The 16,842-nt window shown below is 55.5% G+C and carries 21 protein-coding genes and 2 tRNA genes; 11 read left to right on the top strand and 12 right to left on the bottom strand.

Features of this window, described 5'->3' with window-relative positions; translation table 11 throughout:
• Positions 1-6: 6 nt before the first annotated feature.
• From accC to ACR0BD_RS04330, 3 genes are all read right to left on the bottom strand, one after another.
• Positions 7-1,356: an acetyl-CoA carboxylase biotin carboxylase subunit gene (accC, locus tag ACR0BD_RS04320; RefSeq protein WP_480829075.1), complete on the bottom strand. Its 1,350-nt coding sequence runs from the start codon at positions 1,354-1,356 to the stop codon at positions 7-9.
• A gap of 9 nt (positions 1,357-1,365) precedes the next feature.
• On the bottom strand, positions 1,366-1,866 hold the full coding sequence (accB, locus tag ACR0BD_RS04325; RefSeq protein WP_480694485.1) for an acetyl-CoA carboxylase biotin carboxyl carrier protein: 501 nt from the start codon (positions 1,864-1,866) through the stop codon (positions 1,366-1,368).
• Positions 1,867-2,016: 150 nt separating this feature from the next.
• Positions 2,017-2,553: a helix-turn-helix transcriptional regulator gene (locus ACR0BD_RS04330; RefSeq protein WP_480694483.1), complete on the bottom strand. Its 537-nt coding sequence runs from the start codon at positions 2,551-2,553 to the stop codon at positions 2,017-2,019.
• Between the two features lie 214 nt (positions 2,554-2,767).
• Here ACR0BD_RS04330 and ACR0BD_RS04335 point away from each other — a divergent pair, with 214 nt between their 5' ends.
• The 5 genes from ACR0BD_RS04335 (at position 2,768) to ACR0BD_RS04355 (ending at position 8,666) form a co-directional block, all read left to right on the top strand.
• On the top strand, positions 2,768-4,066 hold the full coding sequence (locus tag ACR0BD_RS04335; protein WP_480829403.1) for a short-chain fatty acyl-CoA regulator family protein: 1,299 nt from the start codon (positions 2,768-2,770) through the stop codon (positions 4,064-4,066).
• Between the two features lie 78 nt (positions 4,067-4,144).
• Positions 4,145-4,525, top strand: a complete 381-nt coding sequence (locus tag ACR0BD_RS04340) for a response regulator transcription factor (protein ID WP_480829076.1) — start codon at positions 4,145-4,147, stop codon at positions 4,523-4,525.
• Positions 4,522-4,836, top strand: a complete 315-nt coding sequence (locus ACR0BD_RS04345; RefSeq protein WP_480694479.1) for a hypothetical protein — start codon at positions 4,522-4,524, stop codon at positions 4,834-4,836. The genes ACR0BD_RS04340 and ACR0BD_RS04345 overlap by 4 nt, the downstream gene beginning before the upstream one ends.
• Positions 4,824-7,502, top strand: coding sequence for an ATP-binding protein (locus tag ACR0BD_RS04350; RefSeq protein WP_480829077.1), 2,679 nt, complete (start codon positions 4,824-4,826; stop codon positions 7,500-7,502). The genes ACR0BD_RS04345 and ACR0BD_RS04350 overlap by 13 nt, the downstream gene beginning before the upstream one ends.
• A gap of 78 nt (positions 7,503-7,580) precedes the next feature.
• Entirely contained in the window at positions 7,581-8,666 is a 1,086-nt protein-coding gene (locus tag ACR0BD_RS04355) for a FliM/FliN family flagellar motor switch protein (protein ID WP_480829078.1), read from the top strand.
• A 7-nt stretch (positions 8,667-8,673) separates the two neighbouring features.
• Here ACR0BD_RS04355 and ACR0BD_RS04360 read toward each other — a convergent pair whose 3' ends face one another.
• The 4 genes from ACR0BD_RS04360 to ACR0BD_RS04375 are packed head-to-tail and all read right to left on the bottom strand — an operon-like array spanning position 8,674 to position 10,862.
• On the bottom strand, positions 8,674-9,105 hold the full coding sequence (locus ACR0BD_RS04360; protein ID WP_480829079.1) for a protein tyrosine phosphatase family protein: 432 nt from the start codon (positions 9,103-9,105) through the stop codon (positions 8,674-8,676).
• Between the two features lie 9 nt (positions 9,106-9,114).
• Entirely contained in the window at positions 9,115-9,546 is a 432-nt protein-coding gene (locus ACR0BD_RS04365; RefSeq protein WP_480829080.1) for a DUF6691 family protein, read from the bottom strand.
• A complete protein-coding gene (locus ACR0BD_RS04370; RefSeq protein ID WP_480829405.1) occupies positions 9,546-9,968 on the bottom strand; it encodes a YeeE/YedE family protein in 423 nt (140 codons plus the stop codon). The genes ACR0BD_RS04365 and ACR0BD_RS04370 overlap by 1 nt, the downstream gene beginning before the upstream one ends.
• 30 nt (positions 9,969-9,998) lie before the next feature.
• Positions 9,999-10,862 (bottom strand): MBL fold metallo-hydrolase, encoded by an 864-nt coding sequence (locus ACR0BD_RS04375; protein ID WP_480694469.1) that lies wholly within the window; start codon positions 10,860-10,862, stop codon positions 9,999-10,001.
• A 244-nt stretch (positions 10,863-11,106) separates the two neighbouring features.
• Between ACR0BD_RS04375 and ACR0BD_RS04380 the strand changes: the two genes are divergently transcribed.
• Positions 11,107-11,322, top strand: a complete 216-nt coding sequence (locus ACR0BD_RS04380) for a hypothetical protein (RefSeq protein WP_480694467.1) — start codon at positions 11,107-11,109, stop codon at positions 11,320-11,322.
• Positions 11,323-11,331: 9 nt separating this feature from the next.
• Here the strand turns inward: ACR0BD_RS04380 and ACR0BD_RS04385 are convergent, their stop codons facing one another.
• A complete protein-coding gene (locus tag ACR0BD_RS04385; RefSeq protein ID WP_480694465.1) occupies positions 11,332-11,550 on the bottom strand; it encodes a hypothetical protein in 219 nt (72 codons plus the stop codon).
• Between the two features lie 162 nt (positions 11,551-11,712).
• Between ACR0BD_RS04385 and ACR0BD_RS04390 the strand changes: the two genes are divergently transcribed.
• Together ACR0BD_RS04390 and ACR0BD_RS04395 are read left to right on the top strand one after the other, a co-directional pair.
• Positions 11,713-11,982, top strand: a complete 270-nt coding sequence (locus tag ACR0BD_RS04390) for a DUF2312 domain-containing protein (protein WP_480694463.1) — start codon at positions 11,713-11,715, stop codon at positions 11,980-11,982.
• A 317-nt stretch (positions 11,983-12,299) separates the two neighbouring features.
• On the top strand, positions 12,300-12,509 hold the full coding sequence (locus ACR0BD_RS04395; protein WP_480694461.1) for a hypothetical protein: 210 nt from the start codon (positions 12,300-12,302) through the stop codon (positions 12,507-12,509).
• 68 nt (positions 12,510-12,577) lie between these two features.
• Here ACR0BD_RS04395 and ACR0BD_RS04400 read toward each other — a convergent pair whose 3' ends face one another.
• Positions 12,578-12,721 (bottom strand): hypothetical protein, encoded by a 144-nt coding sequence (locus tag ACR0BD_RS04400; RefSeq protein WP_480707043.1) that lies wholly within the window; start codon positions 12,719-12,721, stop codon positions 12,578-12,580.
• Between the two features lie 129 nt (positions 12,722-12,850).
• Here ACR0BD_RS04400 and ACR0BD_RS04405 point away from each other — a divergent pair, with 129 nt between their 5' ends.
• Entirely contained in the window at positions 12,851-13,960 is a 1,110-nt protein-coding gene (locus tag ACR0BD_RS04405) for an HlyD family secretion protein (RefSeq protein ID WP_480694459.1), read from the top strand.
• 152 nt (positions 13,961-14,112) lie between these two features.
• Here the strand turns inward: ACR0BD_RS04405 and ACR0BD_RS04410 are convergent, their stop codons facing one another.
• Positions 14,113-15,009, bottom strand: coding sequence for a hypothetical protein (locus ACR0BD_RS04410; protein WP_480829082.1), 897 nt, complete (start codon positions 15,007-15,009; stop codon positions 14,113-14,115).
• 163 nt (positions 15,010-15,172) lie between these two features.
• On the opposite strand from ACR0BD_RS04410, the gene ACR0BD_RS04415 reads away from it, so the two are divergent.
• Both ACR0BD_RS04415 and ACR0BD_RS04420 read left to right on the top strand, forming a co-directional pair.
• A tRNA-Thr gene (locus ACR0BD_RS04415) sits at positions 15,173-15,248 on the top strand.
• 208 nt (positions 15,249-15,456) lie between these two features.
• Positions 15,457-15,542 (top strand) — tRNA-Leu (locus ACR0BD_RS04420).
• Positions 15,543-15,551: 9 nt separating this feature from the next.
• Here the strand turns inward: ACR0BD_RS04420 and ACR0BD_RS04425 are convergent.
• Together ACR0BD_RS04425 and ACR0BD_RS04430 are read right to left on the bottom strand one after the other, a co-directional pair.
• A complete protein-coding gene (locus ACR0BD_RS04425) occupies positions 15,552-16,049 on the bottom strand; it encodes a hypothetical protein (RefSeq protein ID WP_480829083.1) in 498 nt (165 codons plus the stop codon).
• Positions 16,042-16,782 (bottom strand): helix-turn-helix transcriptional regulator, encoded by a 741-nt coding sequence (locus tag ACR0BD_RS04430; RefSeq protein ID WP_480829085.1) that lies wholly within the window; start codon positions 16,780-16,782, stop codon positions 16,042-16,044. The genes ACR0BD_RS04425 and ACR0BD_RS04430 overlap by 8 nt, the downstream gene beginning before the upstream one ends.
• Positions 16,783-16,842 lie beyond the last annotated feature (60 nt).

Genomic DNA, 16,842 nt, shown 5'->3' on the forward strand with positions numbered 1-16,842 from the left:
GGTTCATCACTCGGCCATGTTCTCTGCCAGCCAATGTTCCAGCCAGTGTATGTTGTAGTCGCCGCTATGAAGGTCGGCTTCCTGCAACAGGGCGTGGAACAGAGGAACTGTGGTGTCGATGCCGTCGACGATCAATTCACCCAAGGCACGGTCCAGACGCGCCAGCGCCTCGGCCCGATCGCGGCCCTGAACGATCAGTTTGGCGATCAGCGAGTCATAGTAGGGTGGGATCGAATACCCGTCATAAAGCGCCGAATCCATGCGCACGCCAAGACCGCCGGGTGCATGATACGCTGTGATCTTGCCGGGGCAGGGCGAGAAGTTGGGCAGTTTTTCCGCGTTTATCCGAACCTCGATGGCGTGGCCGTTGATCTCAAGGTCATCCTGACCGAATGACATCGGCAGACCCGAGGCTACGCGGATTTGCTCACGAACCAGATCGACGCCGAAAATGCCTTCGGTCACCGGGTGCTCCACCTGCAAACGTGTGTTCATCTCGATAAAGTAGAACTCGCCGTTTTCATACAGAAACTCGATGGTACCCGCGCCGATATAGTTGATTTTGGCAACTGCATCCGCACAGACTTTACCGATTTTTGCTCGCTCCTCGGGAGTGATGCAGGGGCCGGGGGCCTCTTCGAACACTTTCTGGTGGCGACGTTGCAGCGAACAGTCGCGTTCGCCCAAGTGTACCGCGTTGCCCTTACCGTCGCCGAAGACCTGGATTTCAATGTGGCGAGGCGTGGTCAGGTATTTCTCGATGTATACCTCGTCGTTGCCAAAGGCGGCTTTGCCCTCGGCCCGCGCGGTCATAAATGCGCTTTCCATCTCATCCGCGCTCATCGCGACCTTCATGCCGCGACCGCCGCCGCCGGCAGTGGCTTTGATGATGACGGGATAGCCGAATTCCTCACCAATGCGCTTGGCGTCTTCCAGCGTGGGGACGCCGCCGTCGGAGCCCGGAACGCACGGCACGCCCAGCTCCTTCATCGTGTCCTTGGCGGTGATCTTGTCACCCATCACGCGGATATGTTCGGCGGTGGGGCCGATGAAGGTGATGCCGTGATCCTCGACGATTTGCACGAACTCGGCATTCTCGGACAGAAAACCATAGCCGGGATGGATCGCCTGCGCGCCGGTGATTTCACAGGCCGAGATGATGGCGGGCACCGACAAATAGCTTTGCGGGCTGGGCGGGGGGCCGATACATACCGATTCGTCGGCCATGCGTACGTGCATTGCGTCGCTATCGGCAGTGGAATGGACGGCAACCGTCTTAATCCCCATTTCGCGCGCCGCGCGGATCACCCGCAGAGCGATCTCGCCTCGGTTGGCAATCAGGATTTTGTCGAACATGGGCCCGCCTTACTCAACAATGACCAGAGGTGTGCCGAATTCCACAGCGTCACCATCCCCAACAAGAATACGCTTGATGGTGCCTGATTTGGGCGCATGGATATGGTTCATTGTTTTCATCGCTTCGACGATCAGCAGGGTGTCGCCTTCGGATACAGATGCGCCAACCGAGATAAAGGACGGGGCCCCGGGTTCGGGCTGCATATAGACCGTTCCAACCATGGGAGAGGTCACGGCACCCGGATGGCTTGCAGGATCTTCAACGGCGGCGGGGGCTTCGGCTGGTGCCGGGGCGGCCGCAGCCGGTGCTGCCGGAGCGGGGGCCGCAGCGGGGACAGCGACCTGAACGGGGGCTGCTGCGGTCGGCGTCATGCGGCTGACGCGGACATTCAGGCTGTCTTCTTCGCCATATTCGCGTTTGACCTGCAGCTCAGTCAGGTCGTTTTCGCGCAGCAACTCGGCCAGTGCCTTGATGAATGCCACGTCCGCTTCGTGTTTGGTGTCTGTCATGAGTGTCCTCGACGGTTCCCCTTTGGCCCATCTGTTCTGTGTGGGCTTTGGTCTAATTACGCAGCGTTATAAGCTATGCGCCTTCCCATGAAAAGCGCGTCTGGCCCTGTCTGGCAGGGGTTTAGCCAAGTTTTCTAGGGGGTGGCAGGGTCAAAGCGGCATTCCGGAAAGTTTCGCAACCAGTTCAGGCAGTTTGCGCGCGCCGAATTTTTCCAGCAAACGTGCGCGGTAGGCTTCGATCGTGCGGTAGCTTAGCCCCAATTCGACGCCAATTTCCTTTGCAGACAGACCCCGGCAGGACAGGATCGCTACGTCGCGTTCGCGCTTGGTCAACTCGACCAGCGGGCGTTCTTCAGAGATGTCCGAGAAACTCCAGATTCCGTGCCGGAAAGGATCGTCCGGAGTCAGTGACCGTCCACGCGCGCGACACCAGAAAAGGTCTCCATTTCGGCGCCGCATAACCCGTTCGTCGGTGTAATACCCGGTATCACGCATCACCTGCAGGCTGCGCTCGCCGATCCGCTCCCAATCTGCCACTGATGGATACAAATGCAGCAAGGGCATATTGCGGTAGTCCGCTTCGTCACCCCCGAAAGTGCGCGCGAACTGCAAGTTGCAGCGCCGGATGATCCGGTTTTCCAGCTCAACCAGCCCGATTGGCGCGTATTCGAATGCGGTATCACTCATCCCTTTATCGTGCAGGGATTTGCGCGGAATGAGAAGGGGCCGGTCGGTAAATTAGTCACCAATCGAGATCGTGGGTGAGCGTTGTGGGGAAAGCGATGTCTGTTAATGGTGTAAACTTGACCTGAAAACTGCCTTTTAACTAACAGAAATATATCAATAGTTCTGAAAATAAATTATAGTCTACCTTTACGAACCCGAGTTGACGAAAGGCAGGATTTTGCGCGACACGCTGACTGGTAGCCGAATACGAGAGCGCCGCCAGATTGCCGGTATGCGGCAGTCCGCTCTGGCGCAGCAGGTGGGTATTTCAGCATCGTACCTCAATCTGATCGAACACAACCGCCGCCGGATTGGTGGTAAACTGCTTGTCGATATCGCAGCGGCTTTGGCAGTGGAGCCATCGGTGCTGACGCAAGGTATTGAAGCAACATTGATTTCTGCCCTACGCGAAGCCGCTGCCGACGCGGTCGGACAACAAGCCGAAGTCGACGCTTTGGAAGAGTTTGCTGGCCGTTTTCCCGGATGGGCAGGGGTTTTGGCGCAGATGCACCGGCGTGTGGTGTCGTTGGAGCGGACGGTGGAAACCCTGTCGGACCGGCTAACGCATGACCCACATCTGGCGGCATCCATGCACGAAGTTCTGTCAACAGCGGCTGCGATCCGCTCTACCGCAGCGATTCTGGCCGATACGCAAGAGATTGAACCGGAATGGCAGGACAGGTTCCATCGCAACCTGCATCAGGATGCCGAACGTCTGGCTGACAGTTCCAAATCGCTGGTGACCTATTTGGACGACTCGGAAACTGCGGAGGATCGGCGCGGAGTTCCACTTGAAGATGTCGAAGCCTTTTTCGAGCAGCATGGCCATCATTTTCCCGAAATCGAAGCCGGAGCAGATAGTGACGAGGTCGATCTGGGCCAACTGGACTCTGCCGCGGTCAAAACCGTGACCCGAGACTTGCTGAAAACCTATGCCGAGGATGCGAAAGCCATGCCTTTGGACGCGGTTACAGCGGCCTTGGAAGGCGCGGAACCTGACCCGCTGAAACTGGCCGCTCATTTTAGGGTAGATGTGGCGACGGTGCTAAGACGTCTGGCTGCACTTCCGGATGGTGTGTTGTCGCGTCCCACCGGTTTGGTGGTATGTGATGCATCCGGCAGCATTCTGTTTTCAAAATCTGTGCCTGGGTTTGCTATGCCGCGATTTGGCGAGGCCTGTCCGCTGTGGCCCTTGTTTCAGGCGCTGAATCGGCCTTTGGTGCCCATTCGTCGGCGCATTGTTCAACTGGGTCGGTCTGCGGCCGAGTTTGATTGCTTCGCCTATGCGTGGCCGCAAACGGTTTCCGGGTTCGATGATGCGCCCGTTTATCGCTCTGTCATGCTGGTTCGATCCGTGGAAGAGGGCAGTCAAGATGCCCAAAACATTGCCCATGTGGGGCCAAGTTGCCGCGTTTGCCCAAATAGCGACTGCGCCTCTCGTCGAGAGCCATCAATTCTAAGCGAAGGTTTTTGACACTTTCCTGACAGACGGCGTAAGCTATGCCAGACAGGTATACGGATGGGTAGCCCGTCACGGGGAGGAATAATTCATATGAGCCGTAAGGTTCTGCTAATCGAGGATGAGCCGAACATAGCCGAGGCCATTCGGTTTTTGCTGACGCGTGAGGGTTGGCAGGTGGAAACACATGCCGAGGGGACGGACGCGGTACAGGTCATTCAAAGCGCCAGCCCGGATCTGGTTATACTCGACGTAATGTTGCCGGGTAAAAACGGGATGGAGATTCTGCGTGACCTGCGCGAGTTGGATGGCATGCAAACGCTGCCGGTTCTTATGCTGACGGCGCGTGGTCAATCTCGCGACCGTGAAATGGCCGAAAATGCAGGTGTCAGTCGTTTCATGACCAAACCGTTTTCAAACGCCGAGGTTCTGACGGCCGTACGTGACCTGCATGCACAGGCGAGCCGGTCATGAGCAACGGCGAAGATCGACAGCCCCCGGGTGTTCGGCCTTCGCTGTTTTTGGAACGCCAGAGTTATCGCAGGCGGCGTCTGACCGATGCGGCGCGACTATTGCCGATACTGGGGTCCGCCCTGATTGCTTTGCCATTGCTTTGGCCCGGTTCAGATTCCCCTGATGACGGTGTCGCGCTGTCTTCGGCAATACTTTATATTTTTGCCTGTTGGGGCTTGTTGATTTTGCTCAGCCTTGCCTTCGGCTTTGCAGCAGGACGCATGGCCGCACGGGATGATGCCGATCCGGATTCGGACCAATGGCAACGCTAAACCTACTGATCCTGGTTTGTTTGGGTTACGTCGTGCTTTTGTTTGGCGTCGCCTTTGCAGCCGACCGCTTGGCAGCATCGGGGCGGGGCGCTTGGTTGCGATCTCCGCTGATTTATACGCTTTCCTTGTCCATCTATTGCACCGCCTGGACGTTTTATGGCGCGGTCGGTAACGCTGCGCGTTCAGGGTTGGAGTTCGTGACGATCTACCTTGGTCCAACGTTGGTGATGATCAGTTGGTGGTGGGGTCTGCGCAAACTGGTTCGTGTCGGCCGCAGTCAGCGTGTGACGTCTATCGCAGACTTGATCTCTTCGCGTTATGGCAAATCCAATACGCTGGCGATCTGCGTGACCATTCTGGCCGTATTGGGTGGCACGCCCTATATCGCGCTGCAATTACAATCGATTACACTGTCCTTCTCGATTTTTGCCCAAGCAGATCCCACTGGGCTTTATCAGGAAGGGTCCAGTGTTTTCTGGGTGGCGGCAGGTCTTGCGATCTTTGCCATCCTGTTCGGGACACGCAATCTGGACGCGAACGAGCGGCACCACGGGGTTGTCACTGCAATCGCATTGGAATCGGTAGTGAAGCTATTTGCTCTGCTTGCCGTCGGCATATTTGTGGTTTGGGGTGTCGCCGGTGGAATAGGTCCCACGATGGACCGCATTGATGCATCGGAAATAGGTCAGTGGAATGTGGATGCTGGCCGGTGGACAACCTTGGTTTTCCTGTCCGCTGCAGCTTTTGTGTGCCTGCCGCGCATGTTTCAGGTGATGGTCGTCGAAAACGCGGACGAGACCCATCTGCAAACCGCCGCGTGGGCCTTCCCGCTGTACCTTTTGCTGATGAGCTTGTTCGTTGTCCCAATCGCTGTGGTGGGGCTGGACTTGCTACCCGAAGGATCAAACCCCGATCTGTTTGTCCTCACGGTTCCCTTGTCTCAGAATGCCGAATGGCTGGCGATGCTGTCCTTCATCGGTGGGTTTTCATCTGCGACGTCGATGGTGATCGTTACCGCCATGGCGCTGTCCACCATGGTTTCCAACCATGTGGTCATGCCCATCTGGCTAAGCACGCAGGAAGGGACGGGGGCTGTTTCGGGGGATGTGCGCCACGTTGTTCTGGTCGCGCGCCGGATTTCTATCGCCGTCATCATGGCCATGGGCTTCTACTACTACCGCCTGTCCGGCGGCGGCGCGGCCCTGACCTCTATCGGGCTTGTGGCCTTCGCCGGGATTTCACAGATTCTGCCCGCGTTGGTCGGTGGCCTGTTTTGGCGCGGCGCTACCCGCACCGGGGCCTTGGTCGGGCTGACGGTTGGTTTCTTGCTGTGGATTTACACGTTGCTTTTGCCCGGTATGGGCGGCGCGTTGATGTCTGAAGCTGTCATTCAAAACGGCCCATTTGGATTGGAGTGGTTGCGCCCCCAAGCGCTGTTCGGGATCGAGGGTATGGACCCGTTGGTACATTCCGTCATGTGGTCGCTTTCCCTGAACACGGTCGCGTTTTGCGTAGCATCGCTTCTCAGCTTTCCAAGCCCGCTTGAGCGTCTGCAAGGTGCGCAGTTTGTCAACGTGTTCGACCATTCCGTAGCCTTGCGCGGGTGGACGGGATCCGTGGCGCAAAGCGAAGATCTTATGATCATGACCCAGCGTATTCTGGGGACAGGGCCAGCACAGGAATTCTTCCAGGCCGAGGCCGAACGGCAAGGTGGCAGATCGCGTCTGCCAGAACCGACGCCTGCATTTTTGGAGCGTCTCGAAAGAGAGCTGAGCGGTTCTGTTGGTGCCGCGACCGCACACGCCATGATCGGCCAGATTGTGGGCGGATCGTCGGTCTCGGTCGAAGACCTGTTGGCTGTTGCGAACGAGTCCGCGCAATTGCTGGAATATTCCAGCCAATTGGAAGCGAAGTCGGCAGAGTTGACCCGGACAGCAGGCCAGTTGCGCGAAGCAAATACCAAGCTGACCCAGATATCCGAACAAAAAGACAGCTTTCTCAGCCAGGTAAGTCACGAGTTACGGACTCCGATGACTTCTATCCGGGCGTTTTCGGAAATCATGCGTGACACAGAAGAGTTGAGCGCTGACGAACAAACCCGCTATGCCGCGATCATCCATGATGAAGCGCTGAGGTTGACGCGTTTGCTGGATGATCTGCTGGATCTGAGCGTGCTGGAAAGTGGTCGGGTTAACCTGAATATGGGCGGCGACACTTTGCGCTCGGTGCTTGATCGGGCCGTCTCAAGTGCATTGGCCGGAACCAGCCAGACGTTGACCGTAAAACGTTCTCGGGCGGCTGAGCGTCTGCCTTTGCACACTGATCTGGACCGTTTGGGGCAAGTATTTATCAACCTGATTTCAAACGCCCAGAAATACTGCGATGCGGATGATCCTGTCCTGACCATTTCGGCGCACGATGTCGGAGGGCAGGTTGTGATCGACTTTGCGGATAACGGCAGCGGCATCCCGCCCGAGGCGCGATCGATGGTATTCGAAAAATTCTCACGCGTGGGCGGTGACAAGGCGGGAGGGGCAGGCTTGGGTCTGGCGATCTGCCGCGAGATCATGCAGCGCCTTGGTGGGGAAATCAGTTACTTGCCCGGACAAGGCGGGGCGGCCTTCCGTGTCAGAGTTCCGCTCGCTTATCGCCAGGCGGCTCAATAACCCTGTCATAAAGAAATTCGTAACCCGCGCTGGGTTAGACCTTGAACCTGACATGGGAATGAATGGCGGTTTTGGGGCATGGCGCAACCGGATAGCACAGCTTTAGCGCGAAAGCTTTCTGCATCACAGGGGGATCAGGGTGACAGGCCGCGTTCGGTTTTGCGTGCTTTGCGTCTGACCTGTGCAAGGGTGGCGTCGGATGGGCTGCAATTGCCAATGTCTGTCATAGGGGCAAAGCAATCCTGCCGCGCGCCTGATACTCTGCCAGAGAGTATCGGTGACGATTGGTTAATGCTGGTATTCGCCACCTCAGATGAAAGGCAAGCTGCGGTGTGTCTGGACGTCGGTGTCGTCTCGGCGATCGTACAGGTGCAAACCTTTGGTGAAGTTATGGCTGACGCACCATCTGTGCGTGTATTCACGGACACTGATGCCGCAATGGTCTCGCCGTGGGTCGAGCAAGTGTTGTCTCGCGCAGTACAAGTGGTTGAGGCCAAGGGGGATCAGGCGCGGCTTACAGGCTACGAATTCAAGGCACGGCTGCAGAATCTGCGAACATTGGGCCTGACTCTGGTCGAGGATGCATATGACGTCTTTGACCTGACGGTCGAACTGGCCGGTGGAGTGCGACAAGGTCAGATATCGTTCGTTCTACCCGCTGTAGATGAAGATCAGGACCTTGACGATGTAGAAAAACAGCCCGCTGGACCAAACCTTGAGCAAGCATCCGGCGTTCTGCGGGCCGATCTGAACACCGTCATCTGCCGTATGTCCTTGCCATTTGCGTCCCTGTCTGCGTTGACGGTGGATGACGTTCTACCTTTGGTTGGTGCCAAACTTGACCAAGCCGAAGTGCTGACAATCGATCGTTTTTGCGCAGCCGTTGGGCGGTTGGGGCAGACCGGAGGGATGCGCGCGGTTCGTTTGAACGAATACGAGAACGCCTTGTCAATCTCTGACGCGGATACAACGGAGTTTCTGGAGGCACACACCCCAACCCAAAAGATGGGGCCGTCAGCCGAACAACTGATGGATGTGACGCCGATTGATCCCGTTGAAACAGGAACACTTGGTCATGATCTTGATTTGGGCGACTCGGATGCAATCGCAGCCGAGATATCCAAGCTGGCCGGGCTAGGCGATGTCCCAGGTCCAGCGGGATAAAACGGCGTCAGCCAGCCGAGTTTCGAATTTGATCCAGAGTCGGACGCAGGTTTTCCAGCGCGTAGCCCGCTTTGGTGGTTGCATCCAGAATGTCGTCTGTGCTCATCCGGTCGCATTGACCCAGGGCCCAGACAACAGAGCATCGCGTACCCGAGGCACAATAAGCCAGAACCGGTCCACTGCAGCTTTCGGCCAACTCTCGCTGAAGCGCGACGTTTTCCGGTGTCATCGTCTGATGCGTAAGCTCAAGAACTTCGTATTCCAGTCCGGCCGCACGTACGGCCTGACCAATCGCATCAGATTGCATGTCCATCGGCACTTCGGAATTCGGACGGTTGCAGATCACCCTGACAAAACCGGCGTCGGCGATGGCTGGAACGTCCTCGACCGTGATTTGCGGCGAGACGGCGTAGCGGGGGGTAATTGGTCGAATCTCCATGGCAATTGCTTAGGCCGGGTTGGCCGCCCTGTCCAGTTGTGCACCAAGCGTCGGGGCAGCGAACATTCCAGCGCTCATCGCGATCAGAAAAACAACACCGCCAAGGCCGCCATAGGAAATTGACGCAATCGCAGGACCCGGACACAGGCCCGACAGGCCCCATCCCATGCCGAACATCATTGATCCAACGATGAGGCGTCGATCCAGTTCAGGCGATGACATCACGGGAAATTGGCCCCCTGTGAGCGGCTGACGATGCGGTGTCAGTCGCCAGGCTATCAGCATGGGTAGGATTGCGCCTGCCATTACGAAGGCAAGGGTCGGGTCCCACTGTCCGAAGAAATCCAACCAGCCCTGCACTTTGGTTGTGTCCGTCATGCCGGAGATCAACAGACCGGTGCCGAACAACGCGCCTGAAAAAAGCGAGATCATCGTGCGCATCAAATCAGCCCCCACATGTGACGCAGTACGGCCAATGTCACCGCCCCGGCGCCGATGTAGATTATTGTGGCCGTGATGCCGCGCAGCGAAAATCTGGATATCCCGCACACTCCGTGGCCGGATGTACATCCGTTTGCAAGGCGTGTGCCGACACCAACCAGAAGACCCGCCAATATGACGACTGTCAGATTGCCGGTCAGATGCGTTTGCGGGGCGGGCGACATAAACAGGCTCAACAGCAATGGTGCGCCGACAAGGCCGGCGACAAAGGCCAACCGCTCATGCGAACGATCAGAGTTATCGACCAACCCGCCAAGTATGCCACTGGCCCCCATAACGCGACCGTTCCCCAGCAAATAGATGGCGGCCGCCAGCCCGATCATCAAACCACCGGCCAGTCCCCAAGTCCATTCGGTGTACATCGTCATTCCTTTTTCGGGTCGGGTTTTGAGTTACAGCTTATTCAGCGGAACCTTCAGAAAAATATCGCCATTTTCGTCCGAAGGCGGCATTTGCCCCGCCCGCATATTGACCTGCAGAGAGGGAAGGATAAGGCGCGGCATGCCCAAGGTCGCGTCACGCGCGTCGCGCATCTTTACGAATTCTTCAATGGGGCGACCCTGGCCGATATGGACGTTCAGGGCCTTCTGCTCTCCGACTGTGGTTTCCCATGCATATTCATCCCGGCCCGGCGCTTTATAGTCGTGGCCGACAAACACACGGGTTTCATCCGGAAGCGACAGGATTTTCTGGATTGAGCTATATAGCGTTTCGGATGATCCGCCGGGAAAGTCGCATCTGGCCGTACCGAAATCCGGCATGAACAACGTGTCGCCAACGAATGCGGCATTCCCTAAGACATAAGTCAGGCAAGCTGGGGTGTGACCCGGAGTGTGCAAAACATCCCCGCGCATTTGTCCGACGTGAAAACTGTCACCTTCGCGGAACAGCGCGTCAAACTGGCTGCCGTCCCGCTGGAATTCGGTCCCTTCGTTGAATATTTTCCCAAAGGTTTCCTGAATGGTGATGATCTGGTCGCCGATCCCAATTTTGCCGCCCAATTCTTGTTGTAGAAACGGTGCCGCGGACAGGTGATCCGCGTGAACATGGCTTTCCAGAATCCACTCGACCTTCAGTCCGTTTTCGCGAACATAATCTACGATCTTTCCGGCTGAGGTGGTGGCAGTGCGGCCAGAGGCGTGGTCAAAATCCAGGACGCTGTCAATAATCGCGCAGGACAGGCCTTCGGGTTCCTGCACAAGGTATGAGACCGTGAACGTATCAGTATCAAAAAACGCCTTTACCTTGGGTGTCATTTTTCCCTCCGTCAGCCCTGTATTTTCGTATATCAATTGCGGAATGTATGGCAATCAACAGTTCGTGACTTGATGCTGGTCAAGGCAGGTCAGATCAATTTGGCGTAGAATTTAACCAATCCGCTGAAACCTGCCAAATACACAGGACACACAGGCAGTTTTTCGCGGATCGGCAGTCTAAGATCAGCAAGTCTTAAAATGGTACCTATATCAAGGTAGTCAGACAGCATTTGGGAGGATGGCAATGTCGACAGTTAATTTGTATTCCGAAGCTGAACAACTGGAAGAAAGGCTGAAAGGCGCCTGCCTTGAAACGCGTTTGGCTCTGCAGCCCAGTGTAACCAAGGTTATCGACCGTATGCGACAGCAGGGTATGCACATCCCGTCGCGTCTACGGCGTCTGGACGCTGCTTTGTGCGAAGACGCAATGGAAGCCCAGTTCGATAACTTGCCCGTTTGAGGCACAGGTTTAGCTGAACGATATCCCGAGGATCACAAGCATAAGGCCCAGCACCGAAAGAAACAACGAGGCCAGGTTCCACGGAAGAACACCTTGAACCACAGCGCGCAGTTCATCGTCCGAAAGGCCAGACTTGCGCGCTTTCATCACACGCAGAATGCACCAGACTAAGCCCAGCAGACCGGCAAGCGAAAGGGCGGCACCGCCCCAGGTGATGATTTCGAACATAGTTCCCAACTTAAATCAGCAGATTTCCACTGCGCTTATCGGATCACCCCTCATCAGACAAGTCCGATGGGGGATTGTGTGCTTGCGGAGGGTGCAGAGGCGATGTATCCGGCTTGGAGCCGTTTCATAAGCATTCGAACGCAGCCTCTGGGAGAGACGTAGATGGAAGATATGACCGAAGATCAGGCCTCCGCCAATTATCGCGTAACCGCGGGCGAGTTGCGCCAGTTCATTGAACGGTTCGAGCGTTTGGATGCTGAAAAGAAAGACATCGCGGAGCAGCAAAAAGAAGTCATGGCAGAGGCCAAGGCGCGCGGCTATGACACCAAGGTCATGCGCAAGGTGATTGCGCTGCGCAAACGGGACAAAGATGACATCGCAGAAGAAGAAGCGGTGTTGGAAATGTACAAAGAAGCGCTGGGCATGAGCTGATCCGCGTAGGGTACGGGTTTCGCGCCGTCTTAGATGGCGCACCATGTACCCTGCCGTTTACCTAAATAGTCTGCCAAAAACTCCTTAAGACCGTCTGCCCATGCAAATGCCTTTTGGGATGTCACCCGCTGAACGGGATTTGCCATTTGATTGTCAGCCAATTCTGACTGCTTTTGGCTTTCCCCTTGTGTATTGATGTTTAAGTTAATTGTTTTTTTGCATATACTTAGAGGGTAAGTGTAACAGTAACACGCCCTATGAAACTACACCTGTCCGAATTCTTCAATTATTCAGATCTCATCCGCCGAAGCCTATAGGTGGCCAACAAAGCCGGAGAGTACTGGAGCGTCGCGTTGAAGATTTATTTCAAACATGTGATCGGGCAGGTGCACACACTGTTCCGAGGATGTGGGGGTATTGCAGAGATCAGCCGAGAGCCCCCCTCAACCGCAGATACGGACGCAACATCGGTCGTCTTCACCGGCTCGGTCGGATATGATTTAAGCGCACGCAGGATGGGCATTTGATTGGTTTTGGCGGCCTCCATTACCTCAGAGTGGCGCCTCCGGGGATTCGACGGGCATCGCCGTTCACCTCAGGCATTGCCAGAGGCGACAGCGATCTGATCCGGCAAGTAGGTGTGATATTCGATTGCCGGATCAAAATTTGGGACCTGATTTTTGGGTGCGGCCACCTTGATTGGAACATCGGCAATTCGGATTTGGTCAGCGATATGCACTCTGCGGGTCGAACTATTGGTGCAAAACTCGCGTGCTGACGCCCCGCTGAGGTTTTGATGTGAGCCGCGTTTGGGATCGGCGCGAAAATAAGGCTATTACGAAGCCTCAAACAGAAAAGGCGCATAGATATGCTGATTGTCCTAGGGCTGTACTTTGGAATCGCGTGGCTTGTTTTTTCCAAGCTCAAGCTTTTGCCGTGGAACGCTGTATCTAAATCAGTCATCTACGGCGGCGGTGTGATACTTGCGCTTGTGGTGATCGGGGCGCTGAACCATACGACCCCGTCTGGTGTGGCCTCTGTTCAAGGTGCCGTCATCAATATCGCTCCGAACGTGTCTGGGCCAGTGGTTGAAGTCGCGGTCAAAGCCAATCAGCCCGTAAAGGCTGGCGACGTCTTGTTTCGTATCGATGACACCGAATATACCGCAGAGGTTGCGCGGCTAGAGGCGTCGCTGGCTTCGGCACAGGCAGCCGCCGATCAATTGCGCCATGATCTTGATGCAGCTGACGCAGATATCGCGTCGCTTGAGGCTCAACTTTCCTTTGGCGCGGCGCGCCGTGACGATATCATCCGCCTTGCGGATCGTGGCGCAACTTCGGAATTCGCACTTCAGGAAGCTGTGTCCACGATTGAACAGCTCGAAGCCGGTTTGCGCGCGGCAAAAGCACGTAAAGCCAGCCTTGAACGCCGAATTGCGGCTCAAGTGAGTGGGGTTGATGTGGGTGTTGTCGAGGTTGAAAATATGCTGGCCCGGGCCCAATGGACGCTTGAGCAGACCGTTGTTCGAGCCCCTGCGGATGGCATGGTAACCGGGCTATCGCTGCGTCCGGGTAACCGTGTCACAACGCTGCAGGGCGCGATAAATTTCGTTGTGCCCGGTGATCGGGTTCTTATTGCGACGCTGCCCCTTAGCAGTCTTCAGAACGTCCACATCGGAGACACCATTCGAATCGCGCTAAGAAGCGCACCCGGAGAAGAATTTGAGGCAACAATACGGGATATCCCCCCAGCCACCAGTGAAGGTGCATTGGATCTAAGATCCGGTCTGCCATCTCTGAGGGAACTCACCGGATCATCCGAGTACATCGTAATCGTGGACATTCCGGATAACATCGATGCCGAGATTACCAAGCTGGGTGCATCTGGATCGGCTTTGGTCATCACCGAAGGGGCAGGGGCAATTTCAGTGCTCGCAGAGATACTGTTCTGGATTACCAAGAAGCTTAATTACATCTAAGCGAATTGCGTTCGAATGAATTGCATTGGACCGACCCCGTGGCGATCCCGAGAAACCGTCTTCGGTGCCTGAATTAATGCAGTAAGCGGTCTGAAACTGACAGTATGGTCGGTGTCAGGCGCAGGTTTGCTGGCGGCCGAATTTGCGACCGTTCAGGGCCTAAGCAGCCGCACCCCTGGGGTTGTTTCCAACCGCGCAACGTCTTGCTCGTATAGCTCGGAAAAGGCATCGAAAATCTCAGCGTTCCAGCCCGGTAGCTCAAACTCTTCCTCAACCTTTTCGGGGTGCGCGTGGTCTTCAAGGATTTGCGACAGAATTTCTCGGACCTCGGTGTCAGGCAGATCCGGATCGGCCAAGGCCTCGTTCTTGGCAAGCTGTGCGCCTTCCTCGGTCAGCAAGGAAAGCAGCAGGTCATACTCTCCATTTAGTTCGGTGCCTTGAGGCAACCCTGCTGTGGCGCGCACGACATCTCCCCAAAGAAGTGGCGTATCTTCGTTACACCACAAGGTTATGCGGACACTGGGCGCAAGATCCCGGATGTCATCCACCATCCCGATCCAGCTGAGACAGCTTAAATCCGTATTTCTGATGATATGCGCCCGGTCGGCTTCGGACAGAGACATCAAAAGTTTCGGAATAAAGGTGCCGGGGTTCCTCAGAGCAAAGAGCAGCTCTACTTCATGGTCATGATAAACGTGTTCCAACAGCGCCATTCGCTGACCCGCCATAGGATAGAGCTGACCATCCTGAAGGGCCAGGTTTTGCTCGCCCGCAAACTCGCTGCTCGTGAAAACCGCGCGTTGGATGTGTTCTTGCGCGGGAAGAGCGCTGCGCAACACTGCATCAGCCGTTGAAGTCACCGAATCCGAGAAATGCGCGTCGAAAGAAGGTTTGAACGTGCGTCGGTATCTGCGCGGCCCAAAATAGGCGACACCATGTTTCACCAGCGCCTTGTTGTTGGCCTGCAGCGCCGACAGAAGTCGACCATGGTCTGTAAAGGCGGCACCGGCGTGGATAGCGACCTGCATAGTTGGTTCTTGTCCTTGCATCTTTAGCCTCACCTGCCGGGTTACAGGCTGAACATCGGGCAGTCAAACCTACGGCTGAGGACCACGGCATAGCGCCGTGTGTCAAAGAAAACTCAGATAACCTGAGTTCGTCTAAAAATTGAGGGTTGCAGTCCCCGTTCAGAGATATTAATCGACACCAAGTGCCCCTATAGCTCAGCTGGTAGAGCAACTGATTTGTAATCAGTAGGTCCGCGGTTCGAGTCCGTGTGGGGGCACCATTTCTACTGAAAATATGGTTACTTTTACCACTGGCCTGCGACCTTCTGGTGCTTACTAGAGGGACTTAACACTGATCGATTGGCAGGGATGGCTGTGTCGCCGTTTTCCAGACATGGAATCCTTATACAGGTATGATGAAACGGATTGTGTTCGTGGAATTATGGGATTAGTGGTTTTTCCGAGTTCAAAGACGAACTCCCGCGCTGTGCGGGCGTGATGGAATGGTAGACATATCAGACTTAAAATCTGAAGGGCGTATGCCCGTGTGGGTTCGAGTCCCACCGCCCGCACCAGCTGCGTTCTTATACCGGAAAACCCAGCTGGTTTATCAGTCGCCAGATGTCTCGGTTGGCCTCTGACAACTGGGTGACGACTTTTTCGATTTCCTGCATCGCCTCTTCGTCGACGGTGTCTTCGCGACCAAGGCGAATATCTGTTTTTCTGTCGGCGATCCGCATCAGGATTGTCTTTGGGTTCCCGCTGTCAGGATCGAAAGAGTAGATGCAATGATTGTATCTGTTGCGGATGCCTGAAAGTTTGGACAGCCGTTGCGTGTGCTCCAATATCGGGTCGCGAATGTCCGGGAGGCGGCCCTCCATTTTAGCCAGCCGTTCAACCAGGTCAATGCGCGCTCGTGTGGTGTTCAGCGTCAAGAAGATAATTACGGCTACGTCTTTGTGCGTACGTGTTAGACCCGCGATCAGATGGATCAGCAGGCTTTCCGTGTTGGTCCACATGTAGTTGAGCTTGCCAACCAGCAGGATCAGACGGTCAAAGCGGGCCTCGAAATCTTCAGTCAATAGTCACGTTTTGCGCCTCTTCCGGGGCCACCTCAAAAAAGAACTGCGCCGCTGCCGTTCGGTTGCTGACGCCGATTTTGCCCACCACGTTGTGCATGTGCAATTTGACCGTATGTTCAGTGATCCCAAGGTTCGATGCAATGATCTTGTTGCTTTGACCTTTCGAGACCAACTGCAAAACCTGTTTCTCTCGCCGTGTTAGCTTGGAGTACAAAGGATGCAGATCGCCAGAAACCTGTGGGGATTTTTGAGCAGATGTATTTGTGTTCGACACGCAATGAACCAGAAAACTGGGAAGGTAGAGTTCTTCGTGCAGCAAGAGCCGCAGAATAGAGCTCCACGCATCAGGTGCTATGTTCATCGGCAGGTAACCGATGTCGCCATGTTCCTTAGGATTCCATCTGTCGAACAGGTATCGCGCGGCATCTTCTTTGCGATAGGCAAACACGACGCTGCCTGATCCCGCGCTGTCACGGTACTGTTGAGAGCGTGCCAGCAAGTCTTCTGTCGCCATCTGATCAACAATTATTATTCTTCCGAGACCATTGTCTTGTGGTTTTGGATTCGGCATCGCAGAAATCGATTCGTAGCGGTGTGTAGCGACACCGAATTCCTTTTGGACACCCTCAATGGTTTGGTCTGAATAAAACAGAGCCTTGCCAATAAAATTGATCGAGAATTCATCCAAACTTTGTTGGTTTTCTATGGCATTATCCCGAAGCGGAATGCTCATTCTCTCCCCCTATCAAAACCACGCCGCACAAACGGCGAAATCGTCAACTGAACACCAAAA

The sequence above is a fragment of the Ruegeria sp. G5 genome (assembly GCF_056533365.1).

Coding starts and splice junctions, on each gene's coding strand:
- ACR0BD_RS04350 (WP_480829077.1), top strand. CDS start 4,824: ATGGCAACGCTAAACCTACTGATCCTGGTTTGTTTGGGTTACGTCGTG.
- ACR0BD_RS04410 (WP_480829082.1), bottom strand. CDS start 15,009: ATGCAAGGACAAGAACCAACTATGCAGGTCGCTATCCACGCCGGTGCC.
- ACR0BD_RS04355 (WP_480829078.1), top strand. CDS start 7,581: ATGGCGCAACCGGATAGCACAGCTTTAGCGCGAAAGCTTTCTGCATCA.
- ACR0BD_RS04345 (WP_480694479.1), top strand. CDS start 4,522: ATGAGCAACGGCGAAGATCGACAGCCCCCGGGTGTTCGGCCTTCGCTG.
- ACR0BD_RS04390 (WP_480694463.1), top strand. CDS start 11,713: ATGGAAGATATGACCGAAGATCAGGCCTCCGCCAATTATCGCGTAACC.
- accB (WP_480694485.1), bottom strand. CDS start 1,866: ATGACAGACACCAAACACGAAGCGGACGTGGCATTCATCAAGGCACTG.
- ACR0BD_RS04405 (WP_480694459.1), top strand. CDS start 12,851: ATGCTGATTGTCCTAGGGCTGTACTTTGGAATCGCGTGGCTTGTTTTT.
- ACR0BD_RS04330 (WP_480694483.1), bottom strand. CDS start 2,553: ATGAGTGATACCGCATTCGAATACGCGCCAATCGGGCTGGTTGAGCTG.
- accC (WP_480829075.1), bottom strand. CDS start 1,356: ATGTTCGACAAAATCCTGATTGCCAACCGAGGCGAGATCGCTCTGCGG.
- ACR0BD_RS04365 (WP_480829080.1), bottom strand. CDS start 9,546: ATGCGCACGATGATCTCGCTTTTTTCAGGCGCGTTGTTCGGCACCGGT.
- ACR0BD_RS04430 (WP_480829085.1), bottom strand. CDS start 16,782: ATGAGCATTCCGCTTCGGGATAATGCCATAGAAAACCAACAAAGTTTG.
- ACR0BD_RS04360 (WP_480829079.1), bottom strand. CDS start 9,105: ATGGAGATTCGACCAATTACCCCCCGCTACGCCGTCTCGCCGCAAATC.
- ACR0BD_RS04370 (WP_480829405.1), bottom strand. CDS start 9,968: ATGTACACCGAATGGACTTGGGGACTGGCCGGTGGTTTGATGATCGGG.
- ACR0BD_RS04375 (WP_480694469.1), bottom strand. CDS start 10,862: ATGACACCCAAGGTAAAGGCGTTTTTTGATACTGATACGTTCACGGTC.
- ACR0BD_RS04385 (WP_480694465.1), bottom strand. CDS start 11,550: ATGTTCGAAATCATCACCTGGGGCGGTGCCGCCCTTTCGCTTGCCGGT.
- ACR0BD_RS04340 (WP_480829076.1), top strand. CDS start 4,145: ATGAGCCGTAAGGTTCTGCTAATCGAGGATGAGCCGAACATAGCCGAG.
- ACR0BD_RS04380 (WP_480694467.1), top strand. CDS start 11,107: ATGTCGACAGTTAATTTGTATTCCGAAGCTGAACAACTGGAAGAAAGG.